Source organism: Neobacillus niacini (assembly GCF_023715785.1).
Lineage (GTDB): Bacteria > Bacillota > Bacilli > Bacillales > Cytobacillaceae > Neobacillus > Neobacillus niacini_E.
Genome location: NZ_JAMBOX010000001.1, coordinates 78,019 through 95,077, shown reverse-complemented (window position 1 = coordinate 95,077; position 17,059 = coordinate 78,019). Strand labels below are relative to the sequence as shown.

20 protein-coding genes and 1 pseudogene are annotated in these 17,059 nt (G+C 42.2%); 15 read left to right on the top strand and 6 right to left on the bottom strand.

The features are described 5' to 3' along the window. The first annotated feature begins 50 nt into the window (after positions 1-50). The 4 genes from M3234_RS00460 to M3234_RS00445 all read left to right on the top strand — a co-directional run bounded on the left by M3234_RS00460 (position 51) and on the right by M3234_RS00445 (position 2,695). Entirely contained in the window at positions 51-1,199 is a 1,149-nt protein-coding gene (locus tag M3234_RS00460) for a DUF4263 domain-containing protein (protein ID WP_262302790.1), read from the top strand. A 47-nt stretch (positions 1,200-1,246) separates the two neighbouring features. Then, positions 1,247-1,537, top strand: a complete 291-nt coding sequence (locus tag M3234_RS00455; RefSeq protein ID WP_262302789.1) for a hypothetical protein — start codon at positions 1,247-1,249, stop codon at positions 1,535-1,537. Then, positions 1,534-1,713: a hypothetical protein gene (locus M3234_RS00450; protein ID WP_262302788.1), complete on the top strand. Its 180-nt coding sequence runs from the start codon at positions 1,534-1,536 to the stop codon at positions 1,711-1,713. Before M3234_RS00455 ends, M3234_RS00450 begins: the two co-directional genes overlap by 4 nt. A 61-nt stretch (positions 1,714-1,774) precedes the next feature. Beyond that, on the top strand, positions 1,775-2,695 hold the full coding sequence (locus tag M3234_RS00445; protein ID WP_262302787.1) for an N-acetylmuramoyl-L-alanine amidase: 921 nt from the start codon (positions 1,775-1,777) through the stop codon (positions 2,693-2,695). Positions 2,696-2,741: 46 nt separating this feature from the next. Here M3234_RS00445 and M3234_RS00440 read toward each other — a convergent pair whose 3' ends face one another. The 4 genes from M3234_RS00440 to M3234_RS00425 form a co-directional block, all read right to left on the bottom strand. Further along, on the bottom strand, positions 2,742-2,888 hold the full coding sequence (locus M3234_RS00440; protein ID WP_311315611.1) for an aspartyl-phosphate phosphatase Spo0E family protein: 147 nt from the start codon (positions 2,886-2,888) through the stop codon (positions 2,742-2,744). A 135-nt stretch (positions 2,889-3,023) separates the two neighbouring features. Then, complete coding sequence (locus tag M3234_RS00435; protein ID WP_262302786.1) at positions 3,024-3,659, bottom strand: hypothetical protein; 636 nt, start codon at positions 3,657-3,659, stop codon at positions 3,024-3,026. 118 nt (positions 3,660-3,777) lie between these two features. After that, positions 3,778-3,996, bottom strand: a complete 219-nt coding sequence (locus tag M3234_RS00430) for a hypothetical protein (protein ID WP_262302785.1) — start codon at positions 3,994-3,996, stop codon at positions 3,778-3,780. Then, complete coding sequence (locus M3234_RS00425; protein WP_262302784.1) at positions 3,993-4,163, bottom strand: hypothetical protein; 171 nt, start codon at positions 4,161-4,163, stop codon at positions 3,993-3,995. Before M3234_RS00425 ends, M3234_RS00430 begins: the two co-directional genes overlap by 4 nt. A gap of 103 nt (positions 4,164-4,266) precedes the next feature. On the opposite strand from M3234_RS00425, the gene M3234_RS00420 reads away from it, so the two are divergent. The 5 genes and pseudogenes from M3234_RS00420 (at position 4,267) to M3234_RS00400 (ending at position 6,931) form a co-directional block, all read left to right on the top strand. After that, on the top strand, positions 4,267-4,461 hold the full coding sequence (locus M3234_RS00420; RefSeq protein ID WP_262302783.1) for a hypothetical protein: 195 nt from the start codon (positions 4,267-4,269) through the stop codon (positions 4,459-4,461). Between the two features lie 91 nt (positions 4,462-4,552). Continuing rightward, positions 4,553-4,825, top strand: coding sequence for a hypothetical protein (locus tag M3234_RS00415; RefSeq protein WP_262302782.1), 273 nt, complete (start codon positions 4,553-4,555; stop codon positions 4,823-4,825). Next, positions 4,822-5,088 (top strand): glycoside hydrolase family protein, encoded by a 267-nt coding sequence (locus tag M3234_RS00410; protein ID WP_262302781.1) that lies wholly within the window; start codon positions 4,822-4,824, stop codon positions 5,086-5,088. The genes M3234_RS00415 and M3234_RS00410 overlap by 4 nt, the downstream gene beginning before the upstream one ends. Before the next feature lie 59 nt (positions 5,089-5,147). Next, a pseudogene (locus M3234_RS00405) lies at positions 5,148-6,104 on the top strand (ATP-dependent helicase ComFA); the annotation flags it as partial. 101 nt (positions 6,105-6,205) lie between these two features. Beyond that, a complete protein-coding gene (locus M3234_RS00400) occupies positions 6,206-6,931 on the top strand; it encodes a ComF family protein (RefSeq protein ID WP_262302780.1) in 726 nt (241 codons plus the stop codon). Positions 6,932-7,054: 123 nt separating this feature from the next. Here M3234_RS00400 and M3234_RS00395 read toward each other — a convergent pair whose 3' ends face one another. Then, a complete protein-coding gene (locus M3234_RS00395; RefSeq protein WP_262302779.1) occupies positions 7,055-7,552 on the bottom strand; it encodes a spore coat protein in 498 nt (165 codons plus the stop codon). A gap of 274 nt (positions 7,553-7,826) precedes the next feature. On the opposite strand from M3234_RS00395, the gene hpf reads away from it, so the two are divergent. Together hpf and M3234_RS00385 are read left to right on the top strand one after the other, a co-directional pair. After that, positions 7,827-8,363 carry a ribosome hibernation-promoting factor, HPF/YfiA family gene (gene hpf, locus M3234_RS00390; protein WP_262302778.1) on the top strand — a complete coding sequence of 179 codons (537 nt, stop codon included), beginning with the start codon at positions 7,827-7,829 and terminating at the stop codon, positions 8,361-8,363. A gap of 147 nt (positions 8,364-8,510) precedes the next feature. Further along, the gene (locus M3234_RS00385) at positions 8,511-9,359 is read left to right on the top strand and encodes a DUF1028 domain-containing protein (RefSeq protein ID WP_262302777.1); all 849 of its coding nucleotides are present in this window, start codon (positions 8,511-8,513) and stop codon (positions 9,357-9,359) included. Positions 9,360-9,599: 240 nt separating this feature from the next. Here the strand turns inward: M3234_RS00385 and secA are convergent, their stop codons facing one another. Further along, complete coding sequence (gene secA, locus M3234_RS00380) at positions 9,600-12,113, bottom strand: preprotein translocase subunit SecA (protein WP_262303540.1); 2,514 nt, start codon at positions 12,111-12,113, stop codon at positions 9,600-9,602. A gap of 492 nt (positions 12,114-12,605) precedes the next feature. Here secA and M3234_RS00375 point away from each other — a divergent pair, with 492 nt between their 5' ends. The 4 genes from M3234_RS00375 (at position 12,606) to M3234_RS00360 (ending at position 16,994) form a co-directional block, all read left to right on the top strand. Next, entirely contained in the window at positions 12,606-13,982 is a 1,377-nt protein-coding gene (locus M3234_RS00375; protein ID WP_262302776.1) for a cytochrome c3 family protein, read from the top strand. Positions 13,983-14,016: 34 nt separating this feature from the next. Beyond that, a complete protein-coding gene (locus M3234_RS00370; protein ID WP_262302775.1) occupies positions 14,017-15,180 on the top strand; it encodes a NapC/NirT family cytochrome c in 1,164 nt (387 codons plus the stop codon). 124 nt (positions 15,181-15,304) lie between these two features. After that, positions 15,305-16,015 (top strand): tetratricopeptide repeat protein, encoded by a 711-nt coding sequence (locus M3234_RS00365; RefSeq protein ID WP_262302774.1) that lies wholly within the window; start codon positions 15,305-15,307, stop codon positions 16,013-16,015. A gap of 16 nt (positions 16,016-16,031) precedes the next feature. Continuing rightward, a complete protein-coding gene (locus M3234_RS00360; protein WP_262302773.1) occupies positions 16,032-16,994 on the top strand; it encodes a 6-bladed beta-propeller in 963 nt (320 codons plus the stop codon). The last annotated feature ends 65 nt before the right edge of the window (positions 16,995-17,059 follow it).

Below are 17,059 nucleotides of genomic sequence, written 5' to 3'. Positions count from 1 at the left end.
TTCCCATTTTCTGTCGAAAAATAATAACAGACGGGGGGGGGATTATCTTGGTGAAAATTGACAAAGAAACAGTTGAGCAATTTGCCAAAATATTCATTGAGCAAATTAAATTATCGGATAGTGCTTTTAAAGAGTTTAATTTATTAAAAGCAAATTATTTACCAAATGCATTCTCCGGAAAAAGTGCTATCGTAAACGGGTTTTACTCAAGTGATAGAGAACATATTTTAATAGTATTTTTTAAAAGTGATGAATACCGATATAAACATTGGGAAATTGTAGGTAATGTATTTGATGCTTTTGATGTACTTCGACTTTGGAGACCTGGAGCTGGTATTAGAGTTGAGAATAGTAACATGAGCATGAGATCTCATTTTATCACGGGTGGTAGACCAATAGATTTATATGGTACAACGGAAATGATAATAGAAGATTTAAAAATGGTTATACCTTATCCCCAGAATTTAGTGATAAATTTAGATTTTGTCTTGGTTTTCTCAAAAGATATATTTCTGGAAAAGTTCAATCGACTTCAAGAATACGCTAGTAAAATTGCGCTTAATTACATCGACTTTTTTCAAACAACAGGTAAAAAATATCAGCCAGGAAGTAAAGATTCTACACATAGAAATAAAGAATTACATGAACTAAAGCTAAAAATGGAGGATCATTTTTTTAACTCAAGGTATAGAGAAACAAAGATCGATAATTTTATTGGAGAAAATCCAGTAATATTAAAATATGGGCTAGGTTTGATAAATGGTATTTCTCCAATGGTATTAAAAGATATTCACGGTCAATACAACCAGGATCTTAAACCAGATTTAGTTGGATATAATTCCGTTGAGAATCAGTGGGAAATTGTTGATTATAAGCTTCCTTTGAAAAAACTGATGAGGGGTACAGGGACTGTGAGAGCATCCGTTACTTCTGATGTTACTCAGTTACACAGTCAACTAAAGACATATAGAGAATATTTTCTTGATCACTCTCAGAGGGAACATGTGAACACTACCTATAACATTGATATAAAGAGACACCCTCCTGCTATTGGTGTAATTGGTACTGTTTCGGAGGACGAAAGAGATGACTTCAATGAAATGAGGCAAGAGTACCCGGCATGGTTTAAGGTTATGTCGTATGATGAGTTATATAAAAAAGTATGTGAGTATATTGAGGTCGTTAGTAAAATTGATTAAAGAGTCCATTCCGGGCTCTTTTTATTTTGAAAAAAGGCGGTGCATTAATGACAGTAGAGGTTGGAGTTTTAATTTCTATTTTATCCGTAATAATTGCTTTTCTCGGTTATTCACTCAACAAGAATAAGGCCATTAAATCTGATGGCCAGGAAAGCGCAGAATTGAAGGCTGAGCTCGGGTATATCCGTCGCGGGGTGGATGATATAAGAATTGACCAAAAAGCCAGTGAAAAGCAGATGCAAGTTTTCGGTGAGCGCGTTACCAGAGTAGAGGAGTCAAACAAGTCATTGCATAAACGTATAGATGTAATGGAGAAGAAAGGGGGAATTGGAGAATGAAAAAGAAGCTTGGTTCCCGGAAGTTTCTTGTCACTGTGGCCGGTGTCATCACTGTCATTGCAAACGATTATTTTGAATTAGGATTGGACAGAGAATCAGTATTTTCAATTGTTTCCATGGTTGCAGCATATGTTCTTGGACAAGCCCATGTTGATAGTAAGAAAGTCTCAAATTGAGATAGAATACACCCGAACGTGTGAGATTTTGCATAAATAATATTGAAGGAGAGGATAAGTAATGGCTAAAAAAATCATGTGGGATCCTGGCCATGGCGGCATAGACCCAGGTGCCGTTGCCAATGGACTCCAAGAAGCAAAATTAACATTAAAAATAGTACAGTATGCGATGACATTTCTAGAATCTTATTACTATGGTTTTGAACAGCGGGCCACGCGGATTTCCGATGTAACCGTGGAGTTATTCAGACGGGATGACCCTGCAAATGCCTGGCCAGCTGATGTCTTTGTATCGGTGCATATTAACGCTGGAGGCGGCACTGGGTTTGAAAGCTATGTTTATAATGGTGCTAGTGCTTCGTCCATAGAATTGCAGAATGTGATTCATGCCGAAGTTTTAGCGGCAATGAGGCAATATGGTTCCATTGCCGACCGTGGGAAGAAGCGTGCAAATTTTGCGGTCCTTAGGACAACCAATATGCCAAGCATCCTTACAGAAAATCTGTTTATTGATAGCGGGGACGCCAATCGATTAAAGGATGAAGCATTTATTAAAGCTATTGGCGAGGCTCACGCTCGCGGAGTTGCTAAGTTTTTAGGATTGCCAGAGAAAGCGAGTCCACCAAAGCCGAAAGCTGCAGTTACAGTGGAACCTTATTTTTACCACTCTACAACTGGTCCGGTAGCAAAAGTACGGGTAATTGCTGACAATGTTAACATATATTCGGCGCCAGATCCGAATTCGGCCGTTGTCCGCAAGGCCTTAAAAGGCGAGGAATTTGACGTTTATGCAAATCAAAATGACTGGCATAATGTCGGTGGGGCCCACTGGATTAAGGGTAATCAAAATGGAGTACAACAATTAGCTTTAATCAATTATAAAGTGATTGCAGATAACCTTTCCTACGGCCAAGCTAGAGATTTAGTTCCGGAACTTCAAATGAGGTTCGGCGGCCCGAATGTTTGGGGAGAGCCAAAATAAAAGCTAAAAGCCCCTTGCTCATTGAGTAGGGGGCTTAGCTATATTATTATGTACTCATTTTTAAATTTATTAATTGGTCGAGTATTTTACTGAGACTAATGGTATCTGGTGACGTAAGGCCCTTTTTCATTCCAATTGTTATCATTTTCCCCCTTATTAGTTCAATTTTCCTCGTTAATTCCTCATTACTCACTTTACTTCTCTCCCACTTTAAAGTAAATATGGGATAATTTTACCAAAGAAATGTAAGTATTAGGTAGTAATAATATTACAATTTGGTTACAAAATGGAAAAGCCCCTTGCTCATCGAGTAGGGGGCTTTAGCTTCTTATTTTAAATTAAAAAACACTTCACTACTAACCATTGAATTATATTTCATCTGAGCATCTTCACCGGCTTTTATTAAGCCAGCGATATAACCTTCTTTTTCGTTTCCGTTATACATTTCAAAAGAAAAAGCAGGTTCAGTAGTTCCAACAATATCACCGCTATAAACATCGCCGCTTTGACTAACAAAGTTGAAGTTCATAATATTGTCAATTTGAAAAGGATAGTCCTCTGTCTCAGATTCTACAACTTTTACCTTTCCTTTCACTAAAACCCATTCATAGCCGTCTGGAGCATCCGCGTTGAATTCATTCATCTGTTTTAATTTTTGTTGGGCATCAGCACCACGGGTAACTTCCACTACAGATAACTCAATCTTAGTTTTGTATTTCTTTGCATCATTATCGAAAGAAAAAGTGTCAATAGATGCGATTTCAGTGAATTTTACCGGATTGGAGCGAGTCCCGACTTTACTTTCGGTCTTCTTTTCCTGTGGCTTTTCAGAGCTTTGTTCTTGTTTAGTCGTATCGTTATTTTTTTCCTTTGTAGATACTTCAGTTTCCCCGCCACACGCAGCAAGAAGAATGGCTGATAATACACTTACTGATAATACCTTAAATAACTGTTTGACTTTCATTTTTGCATTTCCCCCTTTTTATGTATGAAACCAAAATACTAATTCCATAAATGTTTTTATTTTCCTTCCTATACGGAAATAATTAATAAAAGTTTCACAAATTATAAAAGGCCCCTTCTCATTCGAGAGGGGCTTCTTGTTGTTTTACCAATACGGTTTTATCTTCGCCGTCAATAATAACCTTCTCCAGCTCTGCGCCAAAAGGCATTTTCTGTTTGATTTGCTGCCAAAACTCCCAAGCGACTTGTTGTTGGTTTCTACGCCTTAGTGGAAACGTTCCACCTTGCATGACTTTAGTTTCGTTGCTGATGTAGTGGATTTCAATCGTTACGTTCATACAATGTCACCTGTAATTTTTTCATTAATAATCTTTAGTTTAATTAATAATTCTTCTTTATTGATGGTGTCCGTTTCTAACATTTTTATTATTTCGTTAATTTCTACTCTTATATCGACTAACTCACTAAAAACTAATGCAACGTGTGACATTATTGGTTTTTCCAAAACTAAACTCTCCTCAGAAAAATATTTAGTACAACTTTATCATAAAACGGTAATACCATTCATAAATTTTCTATTAATCAAGCGTTGAAGGGAGGGTAATACCGTGAGTAATAAAGAAGTGCGTTCCGTTGCTTTCCACAAAATCAAGGATCAAAAGATTTTAGAGTTCATCGAGAACCAGAATTTTTCCGGATATGTAAAAGAGCTCATATCATTGGATATTGAACGAAGAAACAGGGCGCTGCAGATTGTTAAAAAGACCGACAAAGGGGGGATAAAGATTGTACTTGGACGGTAATACTCCTCCTCCCGCTCGGTCTATTGTGTAACACTGTAACACGATTCCACATTGTAATTACAATTGTGATTCGAAAGGGGTTGTTAAAAAAGTGATAGAGGGGAAAGGATTAGGCGGCAAACGGGTTGCACGGGTGAATGCTTCTATTACAAACAAAGAGGATAGTGATTTAAAGAAGTTGGCCACAGCATGTGGAATGAAACACACCGAATTAACCTGGCATTTAATTCGAAGATGCTTGTATGATCCTATTATCGTGAATGAATTTCTGGACGAATACTGCAAAGAGAATTCGTACCGTGTTTGGTTGGTTCAAAAAGACGGTGAAATACACTATCAATTAAACGGGAGGTATGACATATGATTTGGAGCAGCTTCGTCATGGGTGGTATGACTGTCATAATGGCATACGCTTTATTTTCCGGGGAACAGGAAGATGAGTTAGAAGTGGAAATTTTAGATCCGGAACCGGACGATCACCAATTAATTGTAAATGATTTTTCTGGCCGGCTGCACACTTTATATTGTGAGAACTGCAGAAAGAAGAAAAAGCATCGAGAAATAAGACCGAGGATATTTGAATGCACCCGATGTAAAAGAAATACGGATTTGAGAATTCCCTCGTAATACCTCATTATTAACCTCGAAAACTCTTCAACTTTAATCTTATGTATTCATTTCCAGTCATTTGCGGCGCGGGGAAAACCGAGGTACTGTTTGCCGGAATTGAGGCCGCTCTTGTCGAGAACCAAAGGATCTGTATCGCCACGCCAAGAACGGATGTTGTTCTTGAACTCACGCCCAGGTTAATGGACGCGTTCCCACAGATACCAATTGCCAGTCTCTATGGTGGAAGCGAGGACCGCTATCTATTTGCGCCGCTGACAATTGCCACCACCCACCAATTGCTCCGTTTCTACCATGCCTTCGACACCCTAATCTTGGACGAGGTCGATGCCTTTCCCTATACGGTAGAGGAATCGCTGCAGCATGCCGCTGTCCAAGCTCGTAGACCTGATTCGGGGATGATTTACTTAACCGCCACTCCTAACGCGAAATGGCAGCGGGAATGCCGCACAGGGAAGCGTGCCTGTGTGACCATTCCTGCCCGATTCCATCGCCATCCATTGCCCGTCCCCGAATTTGTCTGGTGCGGCAACTGGCAGAAGATACTTGGGAAAGGCCGGCTACCCACCAATGTCCTCCAATGGATTAAAGAACGGCTTCAGAGTAACAAACAGGCATTAGTCTTTTTCCCCCATATTGCGCTAATGGAAAAAGCCTTGCCGATTCTGCGCAAGCTCCACCCTAATATGGAGGCGGCTCATGCTGAAGACCCAGAACGGAAGGAAAAAGTACAGCGGATGCGGAACAAAGAAATCCCGATGCTGCTGACAACGACTATCCTTGAGCGAGGTGTCACCTTTCCCAATATTGATGTGGCTGTTGTCGGCGCGGAGGACCTGATTTTTAGCGAAAGCGCGCTTGTGCAAATTGCCGGGAGGGCCGGCCGCAGCAAAGATCATCCGGATGGGGTCGTGACGTTTTTTCATTACGGAAAAACTGACGAGATGCTGAAAGCGAGGCGGCAAATTGTTTCGATGAATCGGGAAGGGGGCAAACGGGGGTTGCTTGATCCTTAAGTTGAATCGGGGATGCATCAAACGGGGCTACTTTATCCTAAATTTGTTTAGGGGAGGGCCAAAGGGGGACTCAATTCCTAATTAGAAAGGAATGTATTTTTATGAAGCTATTCCGGCAAGAACGATGTTACATCTGTCATGAAGCAATTAGTCCGGATATCGGCTGGCAAGCTCTTTTTTCGGCAGACAAAGGACATTTTCTATGCTCCTGCTGTGAAGGGAAGCTGGTGAGAATCGAAGGGGAGACATGCCGGATTTGCTGCCGGCCGTTTCGGTTACTGGACGAAAAATTTCGCGACGGCAATCTTTGCCACGACTGTTTTCGTTGGGAAGAGGACTCCAAGTGGCAAGGGAATCTTGAAAAAAACATTTCTATTTTCATTTATAATGACTTTCTTAAGGAGGTCATTGCCAGGTATAAATTTCGTGGCGATTATGTACTAGCAAAGGTGTTTGCTGAGTATGTAAGGTTGCAAATCCAGAAAATGAACGCCGACATTTATGTGCCGATTCCATTGAGTGAAGAGAGGATATATGAGAGAGGCTTCAATCAAGCAGAGGCACTTTTGAGGGAAGCGGGCTTTACACCTACATCAATTCTCACGCGCATCCACTCCGAAAAGCAATCCAAAAAATCAAGAACCGAACGCATCCATCTGCCTCAAGTATTTCAACTGTGCCCGGAAACCGCTGTAACCCACATCCAAGGAGCATCCATCCTCCTCATCGACGACATCTACACCACAGGCTCCACCCTCCGCCACGCCGCCAAACTATTAAAAGAGGCGGGCGCTGACAGGATTACCTCATTGACACTGGCCAGATAGGAGTATTGGTGTCAGGCACCAAACGTGGACATTTGTCCTCCACTCGTGGACAACCCTTAATTAGGGATCCGCACCATTTTCCATTTGGGTAATGGTGTGATAGGTGCCTGACACCAATAAAATTTAGGACCGCATCCGAAGTGCTTTTTGGGCGAGTTCCATGTCATGCCCCAATAATGCACCAATATCGTAGGACGGGTAGTAGCTGTGTTTGAGCATGTAATTGTAGACTCGCTCGTGGCCCTGGATGGCGCCAACCAATTGATTGGTGAAGGTTTTCCTCAATGCCGGCGTCGCCGTTTCGGTAATCGCTACCGCAAGATTGCGGACCATCGTTTTGGAAAGTACCAGCAAATCGGCGGCGAAGTAGCCAATATCTTCGCGCACTTCTTCGTCCTCACGTGTTTGAAAGCCTTGGGCTGAGGGATAAAACCGGAGCAGCTCCCTCAAATTTCCTTCAAGGTCCGTAATGCACATTCTGTAAAGCTCTCTAAGCTCCTGGTCCTTCACTTGTCTAATCGACATTTTTAGCTTCATTAATCCCGTGGACTGAAATGCCACCAATTCGTGCAATTCCAATGTTTCGTGCCAGGCTAGGGGCTTTCTCTCTTCGTGGCTCATTGGGCATATCCTCCTTCATTTTCACATCAATCTACGATATGCCCAAGGCGTTTTAGTGGAAAATTGTCCCATTTAATATTACAATAAAGATGAACAATCATTCATTTTAGTAAAAATGTCACCTAAAAGTCAAACCCTGTTTCCAACGTTAACACTATTTACCTGATGTTTTTGTCAAAAATTCGACAAAATTTTTATACCGATTTAGCAGGATTATCATAGGGTAAAATAGAAATGTAAACATATAGCTTTAATTAAAAGGAGGAGTCCACAAATGAATTATAACGTTCGTGGTGAAAACATTGAGGTAACTCCAGCAATCAGAGAGTATGTAGAAAAAAAGATCTCCAAATTGGAGCGTTATTTTACGGAAGCACCTGATGCGAAAGTTAATGTGAATCTAAGATTCAATCCTGATAAAACATCCAAGGTCGAGGTAACCATCCCGCTGCCGCAATTAGTTCTACGTGCTGAAGAAACAAACGGGGATATGTATGCTGGGATTGACCTGATTACTGATAAACTAGAGCGCCAAATCCGCAAGCACAAAACAAAGGTAAACCGCAAATTTCGTGAAACAGGTACCGTTCCATTCCAAGTCAATTCAAATTCAGAAGTGCATGACGAGGAAGATCTGGAAGTGGTCCGCACCAAACGCTTCGATCTGAAGCCAATGGACAGCGAAGAAGCTATCCTGCAAATGAACCTGCTGGGCCACAATTTCTACGTATTTACAAATGCTGACACCAACCGTACGAACGTTGTGTACAAGCGCAAAGACGGCCGCTACGGCTTAATTGAAGCCCAATAATATAGTTGAATAAGAGAGCGCTGCCTGAGGGCAGCGTTCTTTTGATTGATGAAAGACCAGTCAACTATTTCGGTGTACTAAATTCTGAATCTTCATTATAATAAGATAAGAAATCTCAAAAGAATTTTTATAAAAGGAGAATAAATCATGACATTTTCCATCGTCGGATATGATCCCATCGAAAAAGTATGGGGCATTGCCGTTCAATCAAAATTTCTGGGAGTAGGGGCGGTTGTCCCATGGGCAAAAGCCGGTGCGGGCGCAGTTGCCACCCAGTCCTACGCCAACACCGCATACGGCCCACAGGCACTCGAATTAATGGGGCAAGGCAAGTCAGCCCACGAAACGCTGGAACTGCTTTTGGCAGACGACCCTGACAAAGAAATGCGCCAAGTCGGACTCATTGACGCAGAAGGCAATGCTGCAACGTTTACCGGCTCGGCCTGCTATGATTGGGCTGGAGGAATCACTGGGCCAAATTTCGCCGCCCAGGGGAACATCCTTGTAGATGAAAAGACCGTTCAGGCGATGGCAGAAGTTTTTCAAAAAGCCGAGGGCACGCTCGCCGAAAGGCTGCTTGCTGCATTAGACGCTGGCCAGGAAGCAGGAGGCGATAGCCGCGGTCAACAATCTGCTGCCCTTTATGTCGTCAAAGATAAAGGTGGGTACGGCGGCTTCAATGACCGTTACATCGACCTCCGGGTGGACGACCATCCCGCCCCGATTAAAGAACTGATTCGCATCTACCAACTCCAGCAGCTCTACTTTTCACCATCAAAGCCTGAGAAAATTGCTGCAGTAGAAGGGGAGGTCAAATCAGAGGTTGTCCATCAATTGACACGACTTGGCTACCTCTCAGCCGAAGACACTGGCACTGAAAAAATCCATCAGGCGCTAACAACATTCATTCACACTGAAAACTTCGAGATGCGCGAGCAGAAGACAGGATCGATTGACCTGGAAGTTTTGGAGTTTATGAAAAATTACACTTTATAATTGAAGCCCTCTGTTAGTTGGAGGGTTTTTCATATATTGAGACGGGATGGCCATTTCATTTATTTTCCACATAAAAATTTTTTAATACTACAATATTTCCAACGTCTAAAAATTTTCAAAGGATATTCAATTTTTCAACCTTATCTTCAATTCCTTGAAAAATCACAAGCCTCAACCAACAAAAAAGAGCCGGCGATTACCAAATCGCCGGCCCTCATAACAACACTATTTCCAAAAAAATTACTTCAACGCCCCGCAGCAGTTCTTATACTTCTTCCCGCTTCCGCACGGACATGGATCATTGCGGCCCACGTTGACCTTGTTAACCTTCGGTTGCTTCTTCACTGCCTCTCCGTCTTCCTTCGGATTGACCGCCTGACCCTTGGCTACTTCTTGGCGCTCAAGGTTGTTGCGAATTTCCGCCTTCATGATGTACATCGCGGTTTCGTCTTCAATTGACTCAATCATTGCCTCGAACATTGCCAGACCTTCATGCTGGTATTCGCGCAACGGATCGATTTGTCCGTAAGCGCGCAGGTGAATACCTTGGCGAAGCTGGTCCATCGCGTCAATGTGGTCGATCCACTTGGAGTCGACGGCGCGCAGTGTAACCACTTTTTCAAATTCGCGCATTTGTTCCGGATACAGGATTTGTTCCTTCTCCTCGTAGCGCTCTTTCACCTTTGACATAATCAAATCGATAATCTCGTCGGTATCTTTGCCGCGCAGTGCCTCGAGCGTCACATCGCCTTCAGGCAGCAAGTTTGCATGGACATAATCGACAATGCCCTGCAAGTTCCATTCTTCTTCATCCAAATGGGCAGGAGCGAGGGCTCCCACATGGCGCTGCACAGAACTTAAAATCATGTTTTGGACAATATCGCGGAGGTTCTCGGAGTCCATTACCTCATCACGCTGCTTGTAAATAATCTCGCGCTGCTGGCGAAGCACATCGTCATACTGTAACAGTTGTTTCCGGGCATCAAAGTTGTTGCCCTCAACGCGTTTCTGAGCAGATTCAACGGCACGAGACACCATTTTCGACTGAATCGGCTGGGTATCATCCATGCCAAGTTTTTGCATCATTGCTTTCATATTGTCGGAACCGAAACGGCGCATCAGTTCATCTTCCATTGAAAGGTAGAACTGTGTCACACCTGGGTCCCCTTGACGACCGGAACGTCCACGCAGCTGGTTATCAATGCGTCGGCTCTCGTGGCGCTCGGTACCGATAACAGCAAGACCGCCTAGTCCGATAACGCCTTCACCTAGCTTAATGTCGGTACCACGGCCGGCCATGTTCGTTGCGATTGTGACTGCACCGGACTGACCTGCTTCCAAGATAATCTCCGCCTCGCGCGCATGGTTCTTCGCATTCAAGACATTATGGCGAACGCCTTTTTTCAAAAGCATTCGGGAAATCAATTCAGATGTTTCAATCGCGACCGTACCAACGAGCACTGGCTGCCCCTTCGCGTGACGCTCGGCGATGTCCTCAACCACCGCACGGAATTTGCCTTCCATCGTGGAATAAATCAAATCGGCGCGGTCATCACGGATGATCGGGCGGTTCGTCGGAATCACGACAACGTTCATATTATAAATGTTGCGGAATTCCTCTTCTTCCGTTTTCGCCGTACCGGTCATCCCGGCTAGTTTTTCATACATCCGGAAGTAGTTCTGGAACGTAATGGTCGCCATCGTCTGGCTTTCGTTCTGGATTTCGACGCCTTCTTTGGCTTCAATCGCCTGGTGCAGCCCCTCAGAATAGCGGCGGCCCTTCATCAAACGGCCGGTGAACTGGTCAACGATGACAATCTCGCCGTCTTGGACGACGTAATCGACATCCAAGTGCATCGTCACGTTTGCCTTCAGTGCCTGATTAATATGGTGATTTAACGTCACATGTTTCATATCAAACAGGTTTTCTATGCCGAATGCCTTCTCGGCCTTGCTGATACCTTCTTCGGTGAGCATAACGGCCTTGGTTTTTTCATCGTACGTATAGTCAACGTCCTTCGTCAGTGTCCGGACAAACGCATTCGCCTGCATATACAGAATCGTCGACTTCTGCGCCGAGCCGGAAATAATTAGCGGTGTCCGCGCTTCGTCAATCAGAATGGAGTCGACCTCGTCAATGACGGCATAATAAAGCGGGCGCTGTACTTTTTGTTCCTTGTAAAGCACCATGTTATCGCGTAGATAGTCGAAACCAAATTCATTGTTTGTACCATAGGTAATATCGCAAGCATAAGCAGCTTGTTTTTCGTCCTTATCCATGCTGTTTAAGTTCAAACCGACTGTAAGCCCAAGGAACTCATACAACTGGCCCATCTCTGTAGCGTCACGGCTTGCGAGATATTCGTTGACGGTAACAACATGCACGCCTTTTCCGGACAGTGCATTTAAGTAAACCGGCATTGTTGCGGTCAAAGTTTTACCTTCACCGGTCTTCATCTCGGAAATATTCCCCTCATGAAGAGAAATACCGCCCATCAACTGAACATGGTATGGATACAGGCCAAGCACGCGGCGGGCACCCTCACGAACGACAGCAAACGCTTCTACTAATAAGTCATCAAGTGTTTCGCCTTTTTGATAGCGGGCTTTGAATTCTGCCGTTTTTTCGCGCAACTGCTCGTCCGTCAGTCGCTCCGTTTCGGTGGCAATCGCGTCAATTTTATTCGCCAGCTTATCCAACCGTTTCAGCTCGCGTTTGTTCAAATCAAAGACTTTATCTAAGATCCCCATTATGTGATAAACGCTCCTTTATATCCAGAGTCCTAAAACCTTTTCTTGAAAAATCGCAATAAATATACATATTTCATCTTACCATTTTAAGCGGCGTAGTGACAACAATGTACTGCCGCAGGAAAAATTAACAATAGGCATCACTAAGATATTCGATTTTTTGTCAAATTTGACAGCGAAGTGACAATTTATGTCAAATTCACGAACACACTGCAAACTCCTCGGAAAACCATTCACTAGGTGAATAAGTAAATGGTTTTTGTGCATAATTATAAATCTGTGTACACCTTATCACTATTAAAATAGTGTTAATGGAACCCTTTAATAGCAACATTTCTATGTTGTTTTTAGGTAAAAACAACTAAGAGACTTCTTTGGAAAAATATTCACAAATTGTACATTGGATTATACTCCTGCAATGTTAGATACTAACTTTAGAGAGGTAACTATGGAAAATAAATAGAGAACCAATAAAGTATGGGAAGGGTGAGGAAAGTGGCTATTTGGGGGAAAAAGAAAAAAGAGACCGATCCCGAATCGAGAGAAGACAAAAAGAAAGTTGGCTTATTCCGCAAACTCTGGCAAAAAGTCAGAAACATAGATTGGAAGGATCCGGTTACCCGCTGGAAAGTCATGTTTGTTTCATTAATTGCGCTGATTGTAGTTGGCGGCGGCGGATGGGGAGTAATTCAATTTACAAACTCGCCTACATTTTGCTCCAGCTGTCACGAAATGGCACCAGAATATTCAACTTTTACAGCCAGTGCCCACAATAACATTACTTGTGTGCAGTGCCACATTAAACCGGGTGCAGTCAACATGCTGACTCACAAGATGAAGTCGCTTAAGGAAGTATACTACCACGTAACCGGTGTACCTGAGCAAATCGTGCAAACTGAGAGCGAAGCGATTTCCAATGAAAACTGTTTGCAATGTCACTCGAAAAACCGTCTGGTCACCGCATCTGGCGACCTGAAGGTAAATCACAAAGGACATATTGAAGAAGGCGTACCGTGTATCAGTTGTCACGCCGGGGTTGTCCATGCGAAAATCGTGGCCCGCGGCATTAACACTGAAGAAGTTCGTGGTCATTACACTGAAGAAAACGCACAAAAAATCATGGAAAAGAAATATATGGCTCCGAACATGGGAACCTGTATCGATTGCCACGACAAAGTAAACAACGGCGAGAAACCTTGGAAAGACGTTTCTTATCTTGTTCCGCCAAATCCAGAACACGTCGAGAAAAAGCTTGATGAAAATGCGAAAAAGACTTCTACTGAACCTGCAAAAGAGGGCGAAAATGCTGAGCAGGCCGCAGCAGCACATGATGAAAAAACGCAAAAAATTATTTTACAAGCAATCGGCAAACAGCAGCAAGACGTAAAACTCTCAATGGCTTGTGAAACTTGTCATAAGAAAGTTAAAGTTCCAAAGGATCACAAAGTTGAGGGCTGGAACCAGGCACACGGTGCAACAGCTGTTCAAAAATTGGATACATGTATGGACTGCCACCAGGATTCCAAGTGGTTTAGGGAGATTCCTAAGGAAGACCTTATGACACTATTAAAAATGAAAGACGCCAAAGAGGAAACTGGAAAATATACACCAAACATGACGTTGGTTAAAGATGAATCCCGGATCAATAAGTTCTGTAGTGCTTGTCACTCTGACCGTCCTACCAGTCATGGAGACAGTGACCAGTGGTTAACAGGACATGCTGCCAAAGCATCAACGGCAGATCAAAAAGCAGAATGTTTCGTCTGCCATGACCGTGAAAAACCAAAAGCTGATACGGCTAATGTAAAAGCACCTACAGATGTTTATTGTCAATATTGCCATCGTACAGGTTTTAAAGATGATGTTAAATAGTAATTCAAGCTGGGATTAATAGGAGGGAAGAAAATTGGAAGATGAACGAATGAAACAGGCCCCCCCTCCCCGTAAACGCTACAAACTATATAAATATTTATTTGTAGCACTGTTTTTTATCGTCGTCTTCTTCTCGCTTGGCTTATTAGGAGTAGAAAAAACCTCGAGTTCGAGTTTCTGCTCCTCTTGCCATGAGATGAAGCCGGAGTTTTATACCTGGAAGGCATCCTCACATAGTGAAGTTGAATGCGCCAAGTGCCATATAGGATCAAGTACAGAGGATTACAGAAAGGCTAAAGCAAACGGGCTGCTGCAGGTCTATAAAAAAGCGACTCAAACCTACACGGCCCCTATTCGCATGCCAAAACAAATACCAGACAGTGCTTGTGAGACCTGCCATGATGTGTCCAAACGGGATGTCACTGCATCTGGAGATATTATCATTCCTCATGACAAACATAAAAACAAGGAAATTGAATGCATACAATGCCATAGTGGAATCGCCCACGGTAAAATCGCGGACCGAAAGATGACGTTCCAAACTGATTACGAGAAATGGGATAGCAAAACCGGGAAAGCTGCAATGGCAGATTTAAAATTTACCCGACCGGACATGGAAACCTGCATGGACTGCCATAAAGCCCGTAAAGTAACAACAGAGTGCTCTGCTTGCCACCAAACAGGCATGCTTCCGAAGACTCATAAACAAGCAGACTTTAAAACCAAAACACATGGCAAACAAGCGGCCAAAGACTTGAAAAAATGTATCCAGTGTCATAACGATATGTCGACAGAACAATTGCAAGGTTATGGTGATGCGTCCGTTATCGATACATTCTTGAATGAAGGAACTGCCCTTGCAAAACAGAAGAATGAATATGATTATGCAAAGGAAAATACGTTCTGTAAGGCCTGCCATAGCAAACGTCCGGCAAGCCATGATAGTAATTTCTTCAGTTCCCATGGAACAGTAGCAAACAAAAATCAGGAATCATGTAAAGCCTGCCATGACGTGAAATTAAGCAGCAGTACAACTGGAAATAAAGTTAACTGTTCTACTTGTCATCCAAGTAAACACAGCCAAAACCAAAATTGGAAGCAAAGACATCCGATTTCTGTAGCAGGAGTTCAAAAGCCTACGGAATTATGTTACACCTGTCATGCTCAAAAAAGTTGTCAAGCCTGTCACAAGCAATAGGATACTAATTATCCTATTGCCTGCTTTTTAACATGGATAAATAAGTGGGGCTATTTAGGATTCTTTAATTCCAACAAGTCTTCTGAGGAACTGAAAAAACAAAAGAAATTCGAGGTGGATATTTATGGAGGCTAAAGAGCTGCCAGTCAATCCAAAACCAGTAGTAAACGAAAGAACAGAGCTTAAAAAGGAAAAAAGTAAGTATTTTACTAAATTGCAGGCTTTCCTAATCCTCTTCGCAACTTTAATCGTAAGTGTGGGTGGAGGCTATTTTATTAGCGATAAATATATTTGGTCCAATACCGATCATACGAGGATTGATGAACAAATTAAATATTATAAGGCTTTAGTGGATGATAAACCCAATAATCCTGAACATCACGTAAATTTGGGTTACTCCTACTTTTTAAAAGGCGATAATAACAACGCCATTAAACAATTAAAAGTTGCAACTGATCTTGATAGCAAATATTTTGGTGCCTATTTCAACCTTGGTCTTGTATACATTGATGAAAAAAGATATGACGATGCTCTAAAAATGTCTCAAAAAGCTGTTGAATTGGGACCTCGTAATTTCAAGGCCCATCTATTGGAGGGCATGGTTTACCGTAATTTGAAAATGTACGACGAGGCAAATAAATCACTGAAAGAAGCTCTTAAAATAATGCCGACAAACACAGATATCATTACGGAAATTGGCAAAGTGGCAGAGGATCAAGGCAAAAAGACAGAAGCAGAAAAATTTTACAAAGAGGCATTAACCTATGATCCACTGTATAAACCAGCAACCGAAGGTCTGGAAAGAGTCGCTGCAAAAGGAAAAGACAGCAAATAGAAGGAGCTGACCACCATTGAAAAAGAGAACCGTATATATATTGATGAGTACAATAGTCGCACTTTCCGTTGCCTTTTTTGCAGTCGTCTATTTCTTTAATTTGGAATCTGATATTAAACCGATTGTTGCAAAAGTGGACCCAAGTGCGGAACCCGTATTTGCGAATGCCTTATATGGAGAATTTAACCAACCCCTTAACAAGCCAATGGATGTAACTAAAATCGGGGAATTCATTTATGTAAGTGACACCAATAACAAACAAGTACAGGTTTTTGACCAATCCGGCACTTCAGTTTTCAAATTTGGGACAGAAGGTACAGGAGAAGGCCAGTTCAAATTCCCATATGGAATTGCTGGAGATAAAGATGGAAATGTATATGTTGCTGACTTGTATAATGCCAATATTTCTATCTTTAATGATAAAGGCAAATTTCTCAAATACTTCAATGATGAGGAAAAGGTCCTTAAATCACCTGGCGGATTGCGCATCTCCGACCAAAAGCTCTATGTGACTGATATTAAAGCAAACAAGATATTTGTATTTGATTTAAACGGCAAAAAATTAATGGAAATCGGTGGAGCAGGTGCAGATGAAGGCAAATTTATTGCACCGAATGCAGTGACAGTAGATCTTGACAAGAATATCTATGTTACAGATTCAGGGAATAATAGAGTACAAATTTTTGATAAAAACGGCAAATTTATCAGAATTATTAATGGCTCTAAAGACGGAAAAGGTGATCCAACATTCCTAAACCCAAGGGGAGTAGCTGTTGATTCCAAAGGTAATGTTTATGTAGTCAATAATCTTGCCCATAATATCAACGCTTTCGATAAAGATGGTAAAGAATTATTTGATTTAGGCGGAATGGGAACGGAAAATGGCAAGCTATACCTGCCAAACGGTCTATTTATTGACGATCGTGACACCTTGTTTGTCACTGATACTGTCAACCAAAGAATTTCCGTTTACTATTAAACACATGTTCTTTAAAGGAGGTGGTGGAAAAAGAATTGCAGCTTAGTTCATTGCCTTAGATATTA